The sequence below is a fragment of the Microcoleus sp. Pol7_A1 genome (assembly GCF_036701085.1).
Classification (GTDB): domain Bacteria; phylum Cyanobacteriota; class Cyanobacteriia; order Cyanobacteriales; family Microcoleaceae; genus Microcoleus; species Microcoleus asticus.
Genome location: NZ_JAUBQD010000036.1, coordinates 1 through 16,196, shown reverse-complemented (window position 1 = coordinate 16,196; position 16,196 = coordinate 1). Strand labels below are relative to the sequence as shown.

Genomic DNA, 16,196 nt, shown 5'->3' with positions numbered 1-16,196 from the left:
CAAACCCCTGTCGTTCGTGTTCATGCAGAAACAGTGAAAAGCCCCAACAAGCAGCACAGGCTGCGGCAGTAGTTTGAAAAAAATCGTTTTTTGTGAATAACGTATTGACATTGTAAATACATTTTACCTATACTAGGGAGCATGAATGTATACTTCGTGCTCAATGGCATTACCTTTGTATGGGACGAGGGAAAAGCGCGGATCAATCCCACAAATCATGATGGGGTTACTTTTCAACAAGCTGCTGAATGCTTCTTTGACCCATTTCTAGTTGTCGTTGATGCCAGCCGCAATGAGGAAGCGCGTGATGCTGTGATTGGGCTAGATAGTCGGTGGAATCTACTGTATGTGGTTCACATTGAGCGTGAAGAAAATGTCATTCGGATTATTTCAGCACGTAAAGCAACTCGTCAGGAGAGGGCAGAGTATGAAGGTTGAAGCATTAAAGCAGCGATTAAACCGCAACCGTCCAATGACTAGCGTAACGATCCGTATGCCCGAAGATGTTGTGGAAGATCTAAAGAAAGTTGCACCATTGTTGGGTTTTTCGGGTTATCAGCCATTAATTCGTGCTTATATCGGTCAAGGTTTGCGCGTTGATTTAGAACGATTTGAAAGCGAGACAGTAACAGCCTTAGTAGCAAGTTTGAAGCGTCGAGGTGTCAGCGATGCAGTGATTGATGAAGCATTAAACGAAGTCCTTCGTGCTGAGTCCTGTTAATTGTGTCTAGCCAGCAGTAACGGAGGACACGGCAATGCCGTTTCCCTACCCCAAAATAATCGTAGCACGGGCAAGGACTCCCAGCCATAATGCTCGCGAGAGATGTAACTACCGCCCGATTAATTGTAGGGACACGGCAATGCCGTGTCCCTACCCGTAGCATCAAGCAAACTTAATTTTCAAATAATCATCCTCCATCTTCGCCCCCGAAGGTTGCAGCGCCGCTAAAGCTTGCGGCAACACCAAATTACGGCGGTGATTCCCAATCCGAACATTCAACTCATCTCCCGTTTTGCTCAACTGGATCTGATCCTTAGCAATTCCGGGCAAATACAGTTCCAGACTATATTGATTGTTTTCCTGCACGATCTTAATCGTATTTTCTTTGTAATAAACTTGACTGGGGTCTTCGTCTTTGTAAAGCGTTTCTTTCAAGCGTTCCAAAGCGGGCAAACCGCACATTTCTTCAGAATAAAGTGGCACTTCCTTAACTGGCAGCGGCATGAAATCTGAGTGAATTTCCTGACGGTACTGTTCCTGGCTTTCTTTCCACCGTTTAAAAAATGGGTCAGTTACTTCTGCGGGAATAATTCGGTTAGCTACTACTAAATCTGTGGCTACATTGTACAAACTCAAATAGGCATGAGCGCGCAGAGATTCTTTAATTACCATTTTTTCTGGATTGGTAACTAACCTTACCGAAGTCACAGTATTGTCAGTTAAAACCTTTTCCAAAGCTTCGATTTGTTCGTAAAATTCGTAAGGTGCATCCATCACCTCTTTGTCGGGTAAAGAAAAACCCGCAATCGGTCTAAAAATAGGTTCAACTAAAGGTCGAAGGGCGGCTGATATGCCTTGCAGCGGCTTGTAAAATTTTCTCATGTACCAGCCGCCAACTTCCGGCAAGCTTAGCAGTCTCAATGCTGTGCCAGTCGGAGCAGAATCGATAATTAAAACATCAAATTCGCCTTCGTCGTAATGCCGCTTCATTCGCACTAAACCGAAGATTTCATCCATTCCTGGCAAGATGGCTAATTCTTCAGCTTGCACGCCTTCGAGTCCCTGCGCTCGCAAGACTTGAGTAATGTAGCGCTTAACTGCTCCCCAATTGCCTTCTAATTCCCTGAGAGCGTCTAATTCTGCTCCCCACAAATTCGGTTTTACCAGCCGCGAATCGTGCCCGAGTTCCATGTCGAAGCTGTCGGCTAAGGAGTGAGCGGGATCTGTGCTCAGCACTAGGGTTTTGTATCCCAATTCGGCACATCGCAGCCCAGTCGCAGCGGCTACGGAGGTTTTGCCGACGCCGCCTTTTCCGGTCATTAATATTAAGCGCATTGATTGTTTAGCTCGCCTGAAAATTCTTTACTTCTATATTGTAACGGAATGTAACAGAAATTAATTTAACAGGACTGATGCACGGGGCCCTGCGGTAGGGTGCTGTATAAGCACCTTACTCAAAGGGGTTACTCTCATTCCCCATCTAAAATCTAAAATCTAAAATTTAAAATGGTATTACCAGTTGTTTGAGCACGTCTAGTCGCGAACAGTTCCAGTAATCGATGTGGGAAACGATTAAACCGTCATTGTTGACTTTAAGTTCGCTCCTACCGGCGATCGCCATTTTCGGTTTCCAAGGTAGCGGTGCGATCCAGCTCAGAGTCCAGCGAGTTTCGATAGTATCTCCCGATCGCGAAATGCCGTGCAAATCGAGTTTAATTTGTTTAAAAACAGTCCCCATAAACCCGATCATTTTGCGGTAGCGTTCGACTCCTGTAAATCGATTCACAGGGTCTTCAAAATAAACATCTTTTGCATAAATGCTGTAAGTCTGATTTTGGGGAAATCTTTGATAATCGTCTTTGAGAATTTCAATAATGTCCATTATGATTAGATATTTGCCTTAAATTATTATAATATAGTTTATACTTGCTTGAGAAAAGGCGGACAACTTATGATCGACCTCTACACTTTTACCACACCAAACGGCCGCAAAGTCTCGATCATGCTCGAAGAAATAGGTTTACCCTACAGCGTGCACGTCATCGACATCACAAAAAACGACCAATTTAGCCCCGAGTTCATCGCCATCAACCCCAACAGCAAAATTCCGGCGATAGTCGATCGAGATAACGGCCTCACCGTCTTCGAGTCCGGGGCTATTCTGATCTATCTTGCCGAAAAAAGTGGCAGATTTCTGCCCACCGACAAACAAAAATACTTTCAAGTTATGGAGTGGCTGATGTTTCAAATGGCCAGCGTCGGCCCGATGTTTGGTCAACTAAACCACTTCAAACGCTTTGCACCCGAACAAATTCCCTATGCGATCGGGCGCTACGAAAAAGAAACATTGCGCCTCTACGGAGTATTAGACACTCAACTAGCAAAATACGAATACATCTGCGGCGACTATTCTATAGCCGACATTGCTACCTATCCCTGGGTTGCTATTTACGAATTTCAAGGATTAACCCTCGACAACCACCCCCACCTCAAACGTTGGGTAGAAACCGTGCAGAAGCGTCCCGCCGTTGAGCGCGGAATGGCTGTTCCATCATTATAAACCCCGCATCTAAATTGTATTTTCGGGAGGGCGTCCCGCCCACCCCACAAAGCAAGTTTACTGGTTGTGGAACGGGCTTCTAGCCCGTTCAAAAAAAGCCCTCAAACTCAATCGGCGAAATGCTTAATAATCGCCTCAGCAAACTCCGAACACTTCAACTCAGGCACCGGCGGCTCCATCAACCTCGCCAAATCGTAAGTAACTTCACCGTTAGAAATTGCCGCTCCCAAACCCTTCTTAATCAAATCTGCGGCTTCTTGCCATCCCATGTATTCTAACATCATCACCCCGGACAAAATCAGGGAACCGGGATTGACTTTATCCAAACCCGCGTGTTTCGGTGCAGTGCCGTGAGTTGCCTCGAAAACAGCACATTCATCACCAATATTCGCGCCGGGCCCCATGCCCAATCCGCCGACAATTGCTGCCGCCGCATCGGACAAATAATCCCCGTTCAAATTCATCGTCGCCAAAATCGAATATTCGCCCGGTCGAGTTTGAATTTGTTGGAAAATACTGTCAGCAATTCGGTCGTTGACCATAATCTTTTCTTTCCACTGACCGCTGCCGTGACTGTCCCAAATTGCAAACAAAACGTCGGCAACTTCTTGACGAATTTTAGCTTGTTTTTCTGGAGTCAAAGCATCATATCCCGGATCTATTAGGCGGGCATTGTCTTCCAAGCTAATGTCAGGATTTTGTTCTTTGTTGGCGAGAACCCAAGACTCTCTTTCAGTCACGCACTGATCGCGATATTCGGTGGTTGCCAGTTCGTAACCCCAATCTCGGAAAGCTCCTTCGGTGTATTTCATGATGTTGCCTTTGTGCACCAAAGTCACTTGCTGCTTGTCTTTCGGCAACCGCAAAGCGTGGGCGATGGCGCGCCGCACTAAACGTTGAGAACCGCTTTTGCTAATTGGTTTAATTCCTATTCCTGAATCGAGGCGAATTTGTTTTTTGCCGTGTTCGGGTGTTGCCGGAATTAACTCATTATTGAGGAATTCAATCAATTTTTTGCCGATTTCGCTGCCTTTGGGCCATTCAATTCCCAGGTAAATATCTTCTGTATTTTCCCGGTAAATAATTACGTCTAGCAGTTCAGGAGTTTTGTGCAGCGATGGTGTTCCAGCATAATATTTGCAGGGTCGCACGCAGGCGTAAAGGTCAAAGATTTGCCGCAAAGCTACGTTTAGCGATCGAATGCCGCCTCCAATTGGGGTTGTCAGCGGCCCTTTGATGGCGACTCCGTACTCTTTGATGGCGTCTAAGGAATCCTGCGGCAAATATTGGTAAGTCCCGTAGACATCGCAAGCTTCGTCGCCTACATATATTTTGAACCAGTTAATTTTCCGCTTGCCGCCGTAAGCTGTTTCTACCGCAGCATCCATGACTTTCTGGGATGCTGGCCACAAGTCCACACCCGTACCGTCACCGCGAATGAAGGGAATAATCGGGTCATCGGGGACGATCGGCGAACCGTCTTTGAAAGTAATTTTAGAACCAGTTGTCGGGGCTACAATCTTTTCGTACATATCTTAACAGCGCGGATAGCAATGTTCCCTATTTTGCCACGATTATCTGCCCAAACCTCAAACACGCCTAAATATTTGTATAAATTTAAGTTGGATTTTTGGGCGATCGGCTGGCCGTCACTGTGACTTTTGGGCGATCGTAAATTTAAAAGTAACTTTAAAAAAGTAGCAAATATAGCAGAAGTTTCTATCAAATATGCCTCTCTATCTTTCAGCCCTAATGTTGGGAAGATGCTGGAAGCGAGTCAGTGGATTTTAGATTTTAGATTTTAGATTTTAGATTTACTCCACAGATTCATCTGGGATCTTGAAGTCGGGTCTAAAACTTGGGGCCGCTCACGAATCCTGTAGGAAACTTGTATTCGTTTTTGAGCTGGGTCAAAGTGGATTTTAGATTTTAGATTTTAGATTTTAGATTTACTCCACAGATTCATCTGGGATTTTGAACTCGGGTCTAAAACTTGGGGTCGCTCACGAATCCTTTAGGAAACTTGTATTCGTTTTTGGGCTGGGTCAAAATGGTGATTGTCGCCGCAGATGAACGCGAATCAACGCAGATTATTTTCACAAAATTTGCATTTATTTGCGATATTTTTCCTTCTGCATATTTTTTTTGACAACCCACAAAATAAACCAAATGACAATACTCACCACAACTATTTTGGAAACAGGGCCCAGATAATCATCGACAAGTCCATAATTTTCCCCGAGTTTATATCCGGCAAAAGTCAGGAAACTCACCCACAAAAGAGTGCCGGCTGTTGAGTAAAGTAAAAAAGGAATTAAAGGCATATTGTTGATGCCAGCGGGCAGGGAAATCAGGGTGCGAACTCCGGGTACGAGGCGACACAAAAACACGGCTTTGTTGCCGTGTCTGTTAAACCATCTATTCGCTTTGTCAATATCGGCGCCCGATACAGTGATCCATTTGCCGTATTTGTCGGCTAAATTCCTCAAGCGTTCTTCGCTCAATAATTTACCCGCATAGTACCAAGGAATCGCCCCCAGAACTGTACCGATTACCCCTGCTGCGATCGCCGGTGAAAACTCCATTCCGCCCTTGAATACCGTGAATCCTGCCAGAGGCATAATCAATTCTGAGGGTATGGGGGGGAAAAGGTTTTCCAAAAACATCAACAGGCCAATTCCGAGATAACCCATCGACTGCATTGTGTTAGTTATCCATTCAACCATTTTGATTTAATAATTGGTAATAGGTATAGCAGAAGGAAGTTCGGCAACGGATTATGTAACGGATGTCAGGAAGACCGAATGCCGAAGTTGGAAGAAGGAAATTTATGAAGTAGGGACACGGCATTGCCGTGTCCCTACGGTGGGGATAGATCGATGATTAAGTGCCCGAAGTCCAAGAGTTGGTATACTCAATTTGATCGGCAGTCAAGGTATCAATGTGAATACCCATTGCTTCCAATTTGAGACGGGCAATTTCTTTATCAACTTCCACGGGGATTGAGTGAATACCAGGCTCTAGTTTGCCTTTGTTCGTAACCAGATATTCGCAGGCTAAAGCTTGGTTAGCAAAGCTCATATCCATGACGGCGCTGGGGTGTCCTTCGGCTGCTGCCAAGTTGATCAAACGGCCTTCGCCCAACACAATAATCGACTTGCCATTATTGAGGCGATATTCTTGAGTGAAAGACCGGACTGTTTTCACGTCGGTGCTTTTTGTGCCAAGGGATTTGAGGTCAATTTCAATGTCGAAGTGACCGGAATTGCAAACAATTGCGCCGTCTTTCATGGTCTCGAAATGTTCGGCACGAATGACGTGTTTGTTGCCGGTAACGGTAATGAATATATCTCCGACTGTTGCTGCTTCGTCCATCGGCATGACGCGGAAACCGTCCATCACTGCTTCGATCGCCCGAATCGGATCGATTTCGGTGACAATTACGTTAGCGCCCATGCCGCGGGCGCGCAGTGCCGTGCCTTTGCCGCACCAACCGTAACCTGCAACCACAATATTTTTACCGGCTAACAAAATATTGGTAGCGCGGATAATGCCGTCTAGGGTAGATTGACCGGTGCCGTAGCGGTTGTCGAAAAAGTGCTTGGTGTCGGCGTCGTTGACGTTCATTGCGGGGAAAGTCAGCACACCGTCTTTCAACATTGCTCGCAGGCGCACGATGCCTGTGGTAGTTTCTTCGGTAGTTCCGATTAAGTCGGAAATTTGGTTCGGGCGGTGCTGGATCAGGGCAGCTACCACGTCGCTGCCGTCGTCGATGATAATATTGGGGCGGTGGTCTAGGGCTGTGTAGACGTGACGTTCGTAGGTAGCCGCATCTTCTCCTTTGAGGGCGAAGACGGAAATGCCGTAGTCTTGAACTAAGCAAGCCGCTACGTCATCTTGAGTGCTCAAGGGGTTGCTGGCGATCAGTACGGCGTCGCCACCGCCGAGTTTGATGGCGATTGCCAAATGAGCGGTTTCTGTGGTTACGTGGCAGCAAGCAGCCAAGCGAATGCCAGCGAAAGGCTTTTCTTTAGCGAAGCGTTCTTGAATTTGCCGCAAAACGGGCATTTCCCGGCCGGCCCACTCGATGCGTTGCTTTCCCAAGGGGGCGAGGGACAAGTCTTTGACTTCGTGTTTAATCTTGACGGATGTAGCAACCATGTATGTTATTTCTGAGAAATCATCAAACTTTGTTAGTTTTAGCAGATTAAGCCATCGGCGGGCAAGTGCTGTGATTTTACTCGATCGGGGGCGGCGAGGCTAATCTTAAATTTTGATTGTGTTCGATCGATTAGCGAGCGAGTCTATGGAGTCACCCGCACAGCGAGAGTCAAACATTCCTGTCGGGCGATCGATCTCAATCTTTTGTGTTAGCGTGGCGTTCTTGAATTATTTGACACTCTCACTGGGGCGGCTGAAAGTTCGATCGTCTGCGTGATTGCGTTCCCGGCTTTGCGTCCGGGAGATATTATCGGTTTGTTAGGACTGGGTTGAGTAGCTATTAGTTTCGCCTTCCAAGATATCTTCAAAAAATTTTTAGCGGGAATATTGCTGCTGTTGTACGAACCGTTTCAATTGGGAGATCAGATAATTTTAGAAGGCTTTGAAGGTACTGTTGAAAAGATTTCGATGCGTTTAACTCAAATTCTGAGCGCTCGGGGAGAGCGAGTTATCATGCCCAATGCGATCGTATTTACCAATTCTGTGGGGGTACTAACAGCCCTGCCACACAGGCGAACAGACCTGCCTTTAATTTTAGCCTGCGATACCGACCTTCTCTAGTAATTGAAACCTTGTTTAAAGCTATTTCCGAAGTCGAAGGCGTTTTGTCGCCACCAACTCCGGAAGTTGATAATTCAAGCATTAACGATGGTTCTTTGCATCTTATTGTCGGCTATTGGACGCTGCCGGAAGAAGCACAGGTGGGACGGACAAAAACCAGGGCTGTGGTGATGATTAAAGTAGCGTGCGTCCGGGCCGACCTTAAAATTCCTCAACCCGTACCAGTGACTTTGTACGATCGAACATTTGACCGTGAGTGAGTTTTGAATTTTGAGTTGGGAGAGGGCGAGACAGGGAGAGTCGGAGAGTGGGAAAAATGCTCTTTCTCCCCTCGGACTTCTTCCCCCTTAACTTCTTCCCTCAACATCCATCCCTTAAATCCGTTAAATCCCGTACACTGGTTCGTTGCCGAACTTCCCTCTGACTTCTGGCATCTGACTTTTCAAATCAAGCAAAAGGCGAGCCGATGTTATATTAGCGCGCCTCCAAATTGTATTCTATTTTGCCAAACGAAATTGAGCAGATTGTTGCAGTTGAAAAAATCAGGAAGCAGTCTTGCTAGCGCGGCGGCGGCGGGCTGCAACCAAGCCACCCAAACCGAGAGCCAAACCAGTCATTGTCATTGGTTCGGGAACTGCTTCTGCGCTCACTGCGAAGTCTTGGAAGTCTGCGTCGTTGCTGTTACCGCGATCGTCGAAGGAGATTAGCGTGCCTCCATTAAACAGAGAACCTGTTCCGTTTGTGAAGTTTCCGGCAGCTTGGAAGACGTTCGTTGTTTCTTTGCCGAGTGCGTTCCACAGTTGCGATTGCCCGCCAAACACGGCTAGCTGGGTGTTGGAGTTCAAGGCTGAGCTTGAGTAGACAGTGCCATCGTCGCCGCTGTCGAGTCCCAAAGTATAAATTTGATTTGCCAGGAATGTGAATACTACCGAGGCAGGACCCGTGACTGTATTGCCCAGAGTTCCTTTCCATTCGTTTTCCCACTCGTTGTCTGAGGATTTAGTTTCCGAAAACAGGTTGGCCACTTTAGAGATCGCCGAGTCATTCACAGTGTAGACTCCCAAAGAGGATTGGTACTGACCGTGAGATTCTTTGAACTTAAAGGTGACACTTGTGTCTTGCTGGAATGAGATGCCGTTGGTACCAAAGGAGAATGCGTGAGCTGGAGCTGCGGCGCCCAACATAGCTGTGGCGGCTGCGGTAGCTGTGAGGGCGGATAATAGTTTGGTATTCATAATCTGTTCCTTTTTCGATAGGCTCTTAATAATTTCATTATGCGATACTTTTTTGTATTTTTGGCACTTTATGTAATTTTTGACATATTCTTTACCCAGCCTTTACACATCCTTCACAAATGCTGTCGATCGCATCGGCTTGCAGGGCGAGCGCTCCCTCAAAATACACACCAATAATTATACAAATTGTGGCTTTAAACCTTGCAGTCGCCGGCATGGGAGCGCCGAGGAACCAAACTGATTTGGAGCGGGTTTATGCTAATTTTTTATTTTATTCTCAAGTCTAAATCCTCAATAACAAACACTTAAGTATATATACGGTGATATTTTTGCCCGCTGACAGGTAGAGAAGTTTTATATTAACCCGAAACTGGGAATATTTGTTTTTTGGGACTTGCGTATGAAAGTTAAAGTAGTTTATCTATCGGGTAAATTACGTACAAACTGCGATCTTTGGGTTTACGTCTTTAGGTTAAATTAAATAGATCCAGCGCCGCGATCCCTCCCAAAGATACGATCGACTATATGCGATGGGACCAGATTGAAGCGGTAAAAGAGCGGATACCCCCTTAACAAATACCGTATATAGAACCTCTGGGCAAGTCCTTGCTCCCGATCGACCGCATCAAAACAGACCGCTGTAGCGTTCCTCGGCCCAAGGTTCGCCCCGCTGGTGGTAGCCGTTGCGTTCCCAAAAACCGAGTTCTTCGGTTTCGGTAAACTCCAGGCCGTTAATCCATTTAGCGCTTTTCCAAGCGTACAAGTGCGGAACTACCAGCCGCATCGGGCCGCCGTGGTCTGGGGATAGGGGTTCGCCGAAGAGGGTGTGGGCGAAAAAGTTTTCTTCTCGGAGGAAGTCGGCGATCGCAATGTTAGTAGTGTAGCCGCCGTAGCAGTGTTCCAGGACGTGCAGAGCTTTCGGATCGACTTCTATGTAGTTCATGAAATCTGTGACTTTGACTCCCGTCCACTGCACGTCGAGTTTTGACCACCGGGTGACGCAGTGAAAATCCGCAGTAAAGTTACTTTGGGGCATAGCCTGGAAGTCCGACCAAGTGAAGGTTTGTGGTTTTGCCAATCCCCAGACTTTAAATTCCCAACTCTCAATGCTGACGGAGGGTGTATCGCCGTAGGTCAGCACGGGAAAGCCGTTGGCGAGGTATTGACCCGGGGGGACGCGATCGCTGTTTTCTGATTCTGGCTTGCGAAAAAATTTGCCCAGCATTGATTCACGCTCTACAGTAACTGCCTGCAATCCTCACTATAACTTGCAGATATGGGCGCATCGCAATTAATCTCAAGGTAGAAAGCAAAAGCACTTCTGCCGAAATAAAAATTCCCAAATCCTGCCTGATGCCAACCTAGTTCTGCCTTTAGAGAGATGCGAAGCTAAAAATTACAAAATATATCACCCCAGAGTATTAATTTGTTAATCTTAAATCATATCGCAATTAATGGTGCATTTCCGAATCTTTGATGTATTGTAAATATGCTGAGATGCCATATGTAAAAAAATTGATGGGGTAAAAATCATGTTCACACCTTGCTTGATTCCGTTGGCGGTCTGCTTTATTGCTTTGTTGGTGGCTGTGGGGACTGACAACAGAACGCTAGACGGAATTCCGGCTCCCATAGCTGCAATTATTGGAGTGTGTTCGTTAATTTGGTTTGTGGCGGTCTGTCCTTGGTTTGTTGAACTCGCTCTAGTCTTGGCGGTGGTGGTTTTGGGCAAAGCTTACCTGCAAAAAATCTTGAACGTTGGCTGAATTTTCAGGGCTAGCGCTTAAGACAGTTGCGGGAGCGCGATCGGGTGCTGCTACCTTGTTGAGATTTTCGCAATTTGTCTGGCTATGTTCTTAGATGGGGTCGCCAAAGCGGAAGCAACCCCAGCATTGGAGAAATTCAATTTAGATATTTCGGTTAAAAATTAGAACATAAAAATCGACAGAGAAACCCAGTTTATCTAAGATAAACCGGGTTTGTGGGAGGCTAAAATTTTCACAAATCCCGCAAGACTTGCTTAGGAATTACGCACTCGGAACCTAAGAAACCGGGTTTCTGAGTTGAGGAGTGTGGCTGTATGTTCGTAAAATGGCGAGCTGTTAAATTGGCAAGCGATTGATATCTTTATTAGAACCAACTACTACCATCGCCTCGCCCTTTTTCAAGCGTTCGTTTGGCTGCGGATTGATCTCGAACTTGTCGGCGCGACCGACTGCTAGCAAGTTCAAACCGTACCTGCGCCGGAGATCCAATTCCGAGATGGTTTTACCGTCAAACTTTTCAGGGACAAGCAACTCAACGATGCTGTGATCTGGGTCGAGGTCAAACCGTTCTAAAATGCTGGGTTGTGTAAGAATTCGGGCTAAAGAGCAGCCCATTTCTCGTTCGGGAAAAACGACATGATCTGCGCCGACTTTTTTCAACAGTTTTAAGTGAGTTTCCGAAGAAGCTTTGGCTATTACGTGACTTACCCCGCCTTCCTTAAGATTTAGGGTGGTGGTAATGCTTTCTGCTAGGTAATTGCCGATCGCAACAATCACTGTTTCAAATTCAAATATACCAGCTTCCGCAAGAGCGCTAGGCTCTGTAGAATCTAACTGCACAACGTGAGCAGCAATACGATCGGTCAAAGCTTGAGTTACTTTTTTTTCATCGGTGTCAACTCCCAAGACTTCGTAACCCAAGCCGTGCAGAGTCGAACACACAGCTTTGCCGAAGCGTCCCAAACCAATAACTGCAAACTGCTTGTTTTCGGCGCGCAAAGTCCGAAAAAAATTTAAAGATGACAGGTTCACTGAATATCCAGCGCTGAGCGTCTTGCTGTTTAAATTTTAGCAGACACAGCGCCGCCTCCTTTTGATTTTTGGGTAAGTAGTAAAAGTTGATTTGGGTTGTCACCCATTGTTTAGATTATCAGCAACGAGGCAGGATTTTTTTATCCGACTAACAAACTTTCCTCAGCATACTTAAAAGACCTGGGTTTTGGGTCGCCGAAGGCAGCACTCATCAGCAGCAACACGCCAACCCGACCTACATACATTGTAGCAATCAAAACCAACTTACCGATCGCTGAAATCTTGGCTGTAATTCCTGTGGAAAGACCGACCGTGGCAAAGGCTGAAACTGCCTCAAGCAGAGCTGCGATAAATTCTACTTGGGGATTGGTCATCTCAATTAAAATTGCAGATGTGAACGCGACCAACAGGGAACCGAAGACTACGCTAATGGTTTTCAGAATCATTGCTGGCGGGATTTGGCGCTGATAGCACTCCACATCTTCCTGGCCTTCGAGAACTGCTGCGGTACAGCAAAATAATATCCGAAAAGTTGTGGTTTTGATGCCACCGCCGGTGCTGCCGGGACCTGCGCCGATAAACATCAGCGCAACGGTCAGAAATAACCCGGCTTCGCTCATTTTGCCAATGTCAATTGTATTGAATCCCGCCGTGCGGGGAGTAACAGATTGAAACCAAGCTGCCATCAATTTTTGAGGAAAATTGAGAGGGCCGAAAGTTGCTGGGTTGTTGTATTCCAGCACCAAAAAAGCTAGGGTTCCTAAAATTAAAAGAACAGCAGTTGTACTGGTAACGACTTTGAAATTTAGGGAAAACACTGTGCAAATAGGGCTTTTGTTGAAGCGATCGCGCAGCCACAGGTACATTTCCATAATTACTTGATAGCCGATTCCCCCAAATATGATTAAACCGCTGACTGTGAAGTTAATCACAGGCGAATTGATGTACTGGATTAAATTATCTGAATACAGGCTGAAACCTGCATTGTTAAAGGCATTAACGCTGTGAAATATAGCAGACCACACACCCTCTTTAAATCCGTATTGGGGGACAAAAACCGTCATCAGCAAAAACACTCCAGTTAATTCAAACAAAAGCGTTGTTGCTAGAATTGACTGCACGAGTTGTACTACGCCGGCTAGCCCGGATTTGTCGAGAGATTGTTGCAGGGCAATTTTGTCTTTCAAGCAAAAGCGGCGACCCAATAACAGCAGCAAGAAAGTCGTGGCTGTCATGTAGCCCAAGCCTCCTATTTGCACCAGTAAAACGAGGCACAGTTGCCCCCAAAAAGAGTAATATTTTCCGACATCCACAACCGACAAGCCGGTGACGCAGACAGCGGAAGTAGAGGTAAACAGTGCTGTTATTGGATCGCTCCAAGTTCCATCAATTGTGGAAAAGGGCATCATCAGTAGTAGAGTACCTGCGAGGATGACGGCGAGAAAGCCCAAAGCAATGGTTCGCGAGACAGTCATTCGATTTTAGATTTTAGATTTTAGATTTTAGATTTTAGAGGGAACCCACAAATCGATTTTAGATTTGAGGTTTTAGAGGCAGCCCACAAATCGATTTTAGATTTGAGATTTTAGAGGCAGCCCACAAATCGATCGTCGGGCTTGAAATTAAGACATCTCTGTCTGGCGAGTGCCTGCGGTCGATCGAACTCAATCGCCAAATTCTATGACAACATCGGGAAAATAACGGTAGAATTCCTTTAATAACTTGCAATCCGGCGATGACATCAACACTTTACCAGCAAATTCAGCAACTTTACGACGCTTCTAGCGGTTTGTGGGAGCAGGTGTGGGGCGAACATATGCACCACGGTTACTACGGCCCGGATGGCAATTTGAAAAAAGAGCGCCGACAGGCTCAGATAGATTTGATAGAAGAACTGCTGGGCTGGGCTGGAGTCCCCTCAGAGAAGGCACTCTGTGAACCTTACCGCATTCTCGATGTCGGTTGCGGGATCGGCGGCAGCACGCTGTATTTGACCGAAAAGTTTAGTTCGATCGCTCAAAATAATTTAAAGTTGGATGGCGGGAGCGATCGTAATTTTAGCAGATCGCCCGAACCAAATAAAACGGGCGCTAGCGTTACAGCGACCGGGATTACTCTGAGTCCGGTACAGGCCAACAGAGCGACCGAACGCGCTAAAATTGCTGGGCTAGAAAGCAATGTCAATTTTTTGGTAGCCGATGCTTTGAATATGCCTTTTTCTGACGAGTCATTCGACTTGGTTTGGTCGCTCGAAAGTGGCGAACATATGCCCGACAAAATTAAGTTTTTGCAGGAATGCTGCCGCGTACTCAAGCCGGGCGGAACTTTGATTTTGGCAACTTGGTGTCACCGCCCGGTGGGAGAAACGGCGGGAGAATTAACTGATGAAGAGAGAAAGGAATTGGCAGAAATTTACCGGGTTTATGCTTTGCCTTATGTGATTTCTTTGCCGGAATACGAGGAAATTGTCCGCAGTTTGCCTTTGACAAGTATTCGCACCGCTGATTGGTCAAAAGCTGTTGCTCCTTTTTGGGATGTGGTGATCGATTCTGCTTTGACTCCGAGCGCGATTTGGGGTTTGCTGACTAGCGGTTGGACGACTATTCAAGCTGCACTTGCTCTCGGATTGATGAGCCGTGGATATCAGAGCGGATTGATTCGTTTCGGGCTGATTTGTGCTGTAAAATAACAGAGATAGATCGGAGAAGTTTTGAGTCTTGGCTTAAGGGGTAAGGTGTTCTTCGGAGCATGGGTGTCAACTTAAGATTAAACCTAGTATCAGTCTACTGTTTGACTATTAATCCCTCGCTCGCTCCTTAACTTGCCTCCTACTCACTTCCTACTCCCCTTAAAAAGGGAGAAGAGCGCTCAAAGTGAGTCTTCTTAAGGGGGATGCGAGAGGGAGCGATACTAGGTTATAAACGAGAGATATAAAGGGTTTTAGGCGATTGTTGACATGAATCAGTAAGGTGCGCAATGCGCACCCTACAGAATGTTATTTTTTTTGTGCGGGTGTGAGTTTTATGAGCAACGATTCGATTAACAAGTCTTGGATTGATAAAAATGGCTCGGCTCCGCAAAGCTGGGTGAGGGCGTTTTGGGAGTTTTCTCGACCGCACACAATTGTGGGCACTAGCTTGAGTGTATTGGCTTTGTACGCGATCGCCCAAAGCGCGCGGCTGTTTGTGAATCCTGTATTTTGGCCCCTAGCTTTTGCCTGGTTGGCTTGCATTTGCGGCAATATTTATATTGTGGGATTGAACCAGTTAGAAGATGTTGAAATTGATAAAATTAATAAGCCGTATTTGCCGATCGCCTCGGGAGTGTTTTCTCGTAAAACCGGGGAATTAATTGTAATTGCCACGGGAATTCTAGCAATTTTGACTGCTGTTTTACAAGGCCCGTTTTTGCTGGCTACCGTTGGCGTTAGTTTGGCGATCGGGACTGCTTATTCTCTGCCGCCAATTCGGCTGAAGCGTTTTCCTTTTTGGGCGGCACTGTGCATTTTTACGGTGCGGGGCGCGATCGTAAATTTAGGGTTATTTTTGCACTTTAATTGGGTGTTGGGTTTGGGAACGGCGAAAAGCGCTTTTTCTGGCTGGAGTTTGGAGAGTGTGTCTTTTGACATTCCTGCGGAAGTTTGGGTGCTGACGATTTTTGTCGTGGTGTTTACGTTTGCGATCGCCATTTTTAAAGATATCCCCGACATGGAAGGGGACAAGCAATATAATATTACTACGTTTACGATTGAGCTGGGCAAGCAGGCCGTGTTTAATTTATCTCGCTGGGTGTTGACGGTTTGTTATTTGGGCGCGACTTTGGCGGGAGCGATCGTATTGTCTAATGTTAATTTAGTGTTTCTGGCAGTTTCTCATTTGGTGGCTTTGGGTTTGATGTGGTTTTGGAGTGTCAAAGTTGATTTGGACGATAAAATAGAAATTGCTGCATTTTATCAGTTTATCTGGAAGTTGTTTTTCTTAGAATATCTGATTTTTCCCGCAGCTTGTTTGTTGGGGTAGAAGGGGAAGAAGGAAGAAGGAAGAAGGAAGAAGGAAGAAGGAAGAAGGAAGAAGGAAGAAGGAAGAAGGAAGAAGGAAGAA

At 46.2% G+C, this 16,196-nt stretch carries 19 protein-coding genes; 8 read left to right on the top strand and 11 right to left on the bottom strand.

Translation table 11 applies throughout. The annotated features are described in order from the left end of the window. Nucleotides 1–141: 141 nt before the first annotated feature. Together QUA20_RS19645 and QUA20_RS19640 are read left to right on the top strand one after the other, a co-directional pair. On the top strand, nucleotides 142–438 hold the full coding sequence (locus QUA20_RS19645) for a BrnT family toxin (protein ID WP_333190746.1): 297 nt from the start codon (nucleotides 142–144) through the stop codon (nucleotides 436–438). Then, the gene (locus QUA20_RS19640) at nucleotides 428–721 is read left to right on the top strand and encodes a hypothetical protein (protein WP_333123183.1); all 294 of its coding nucleotides are present in this window, start codon (nucleotides 428–430) and stop codon (nucleotides 719–721) included. The genes QUA20_RS19645 and QUA20_RS19640 overlap by 11 nt, the downstream gene beginning before the upstream one ends. A 162-nt stretch (nucleotides 722–883) precedes the next feature. Here the strand turns inward: QUA20_RS19640 and QUA20_RS19635 are convergent, their stop codons facing one another. Continuing rightward, nucleotides 884–2,056 carry a TRC40/GET3/ArsA family transport-energizing ATPase gene (locus QUA20_RS19635; RefSeq protein WP_333190745.1) on the bottom strand — a complete coding sequence of 391 codons (1,173 nt, stop codon included), beginning with the start codon at nucleotides 2,054–2,056 and terminating at the stop codon, nucleotides 884–886. Between the two features lie 166 nt (nucleotides 2,057–2,222). Beyond that, nucleotides 2,223–2,603, bottom strand: coding sequence for a DUF2358 domain-containing protein (locus tag QUA20_RS19630; RefSeq protein WP_172188642.1), 381 nt, complete (start codon nucleotides 2,601–2,603; stop codon nucleotides 2,223–2,225). Nucleotides 2,604–2,672: 69 nt separating this feature from the next. On the opposite strand from QUA20_RS19630, the gene QUA20_RS19625 reads away from it, so the two are divergent. Further along, the gene (locus tag QUA20_RS19625; RefSeq protein WP_333190744.1) at nucleotides 2,673–3,281 is read left to right on the top strand and encodes a glutathione S-transferase N-terminal domain-containing protein; all 609 of its coding nucleotides are present in this window, start codon (nucleotides 2,673–2,675) and stop codon (nucleotides 3,279–3,281) included. Between the two features lie 107 nt (nucleotides 3,282–3,388). On the opposite strand, the gene QUA20_RS19620 is transcribed toward QUA20_RS19625, so the two are convergent. The 4 genes from QUA20_RS19620 to ahcY form a co-directional block, all read right to left on the bottom strand. Further along, the gene (locus QUA20_RS19620; RefSeq protein ID WP_333190743.1) at nucleotides 3,389–4,813 is read right to left on the bottom strand and encodes an NADP-dependent isocitrate dehydrogenase; all 1,425 of its coding nucleotides are present in this window, start codon (nucleotides 4,811–4,813) and stop codon (nucleotides 3,389–3,391) included. Next, entirely contained in the window at nucleotides 4,795–5,007 is a 213-nt protein-coding gene (locus QUA20_RS19615; RefSeq protein ID WP_333190742.1) for a hypothetical protein, read from the bottom strand. The genes QUA20_RS19620 and QUA20_RS19615 overlap by 19 nt, the downstream gene beginning before the upstream one ends. 385 nt (nucleotides 5,008–5,392) lie before the next feature. Further along, on the bottom strand, nucleotides 5,393–6,007 hold the full coding sequence (locus QUA20_RS19610; RefSeq protein WP_172188648.1) for a DedA family protein: 615 nt from the start codon (nucleotides 6,005–6,007) through the stop codon (nucleotides 5,393–5,395). 157 nt (nucleotides 6,008–6,164) lie between these two features. Beyond that, nucleotides 6,165–7,442 (bottom strand): adenosylhomocysteinase, encoded by a 1,278-nt coding sequence (ahcY, locus tag QUA20_RS19605; protein WP_333190741.1) that lies wholly within the window; start codon nucleotides 7,440–7,442, stop codon nucleotides 6,165–6,167. A gap of 339 nt (nucleotides 7,443–7,781) precedes the next feature. On the opposite strand from ahcY, the gene QUA20_RS19600 reads away from it, so the two are divergent. Then, entirely contained in the window at nucleotides 7,782–8,063 is a 282-nt protein-coding gene (locus QUA20_RS19600; protein WP_333190781.1) for a mechanosensitive ion channel domain-containing protein, read from the top strand. Between the two features lie 11 nt (nucleotides 8,064–8,074). Further along, nucleotides 8,075–8,323 carry a hypothetical protein gene (locus QUA20_RS19595; protein ID WP_333190740.1) on the top strand — a complete coding sequence of 83 codons (249 nt, stop codon included), beginning with the start codon at nucleotides 8,075–8,077 and terminating at the stop codon, nucleotides 8,321–8,323. A 282-nt stretch (nucleotides 8,324–8,605) separates the two neighbouring features. Here QUA20_RS19595 and QUA20_RS19590 read toward each other — a convergent pair whose 3' ends face one another. From QUA20_RS19590 to QUA20_RS19580, 3 genes are all read right to left on the bottom strand, one after another. Next, nucleotides 8,606–9,298 carry a PEP-CTERM sorting domain-containing protein gene (locus QUA20_RS19590; RefSeq protein WP_333190739.1) on the bottom strand — a complete coding sequence of 231 codons (693 nt, stop codon included), beginning with the start codon at nucleotides 9,296–9,298 and terminating at the stop codon, nucleotides 8,606–8,608. 91 nt (nucleotides 9,299–9,389) lie between these two features. Beyond that, nucleotides 9,390–9,515, bottom strand: a complete 126-nt coding sequence (locus QUA20_RS19585) for a hypothetical protein (RefSeq protein ID WP_333190738.1) — start codon at nucleotides 9,513–9,515, stop codon at nucleotides 9,390–9,392. A gap of 408 nt (nucleotides 9,516–9,923) precedes the next feature. After that, the gene (locus tag QUA20_RS19580) at nucleotides 9,924–10,523 is read right to left on the bottom strand and encodes a sulfite oxidase-like oxidoreductase (RefSeq protein WP_333190737.1); all 600 of its coding nucleotides are present in this window, start codon (nucleotides 10,521–10,523) and stop codon (nucleotides 9,924–9,926) included. A 307-nt stretch (nucleotides 10,524–10,830) separates the two neighbouring features. Here QUA20_RS19580 and QUA20_RS19575 point away from each other — a divergent pair, with 307 nt between their 5' ends. Beyond that, nucleotides 10,831–11,064, top strand: a complete 234-nt coding sequence (locus QUA20_RS19575; RefSeq protein ID WP_333190736.1) for a hypothetical protein — start codon at nucleotides 10,831–10,833, stop codon at nucleotides 11,062–11,064. A 336-nt stretch (nucleotides 11,065–11,400) separates the two neighbouring features. Here the strand turns inward: QUA20_RS19575 and QUA20_RS19570 are convergent, their stop codons facing one another. Continuing rightward, nucleotides 11,401–12,096, bottom strand: coding sequence for a TrkA family potassium uptake protein (locus tag QUA20_RS19570; RefSeq protein WP_333190735.1), 696 nt, complete (start codon nucleotides 12,094–12,096; stop codon nucleotides 11,401–11,403). A 140-nt stretch (nucleotides 12,097–12,236) separates the two neighbouring features. Next, nucleotides 12,237–13,571, bottom strand: a complete 1,335-nt coding sequence (locus tag QUA20_RS19565; protein WP_333190734.1) for a TrkH family potassium uptake protein — start codon at nucleotides 13,569–13,571, stop codon at nucleotides 12,237–12,239. A 260-nt stretch (nucleotides 13,572–13,831) separates the two neighbouring features. On the opposite strand from QUA20_RS19565, the gene QUA20_RS19560 reads away from it, so the two are divergent. Beyond that, nucleotides 13,832–14,785, top strand: a complete 954-nt coding sequence (locus QUA20_RS19560) for a methyltransferase domain-containing protein (protein WP_333190733.1) — start codon at nucleotides 13,832–13,834, stop codon at nucleotides 14,783–14,785. A 271-nt stretch (nucleotides 14,786–15,056) separates the two neighbouring features. Further along, nucleotides 15,057–16,115: a homogentisate phytyltransferase gene (locus QUA20_RS19555; protein ID WP_445304689.1), complete on the top strand. Its 1,059-nt coding sequence runs from the start codon at nucleotides 15,057–15,059 to the stop codon at nucleotides 16,113–16,115. Nucleotides 16,116–16,196 lie beyond the last annotated feature (81 nt).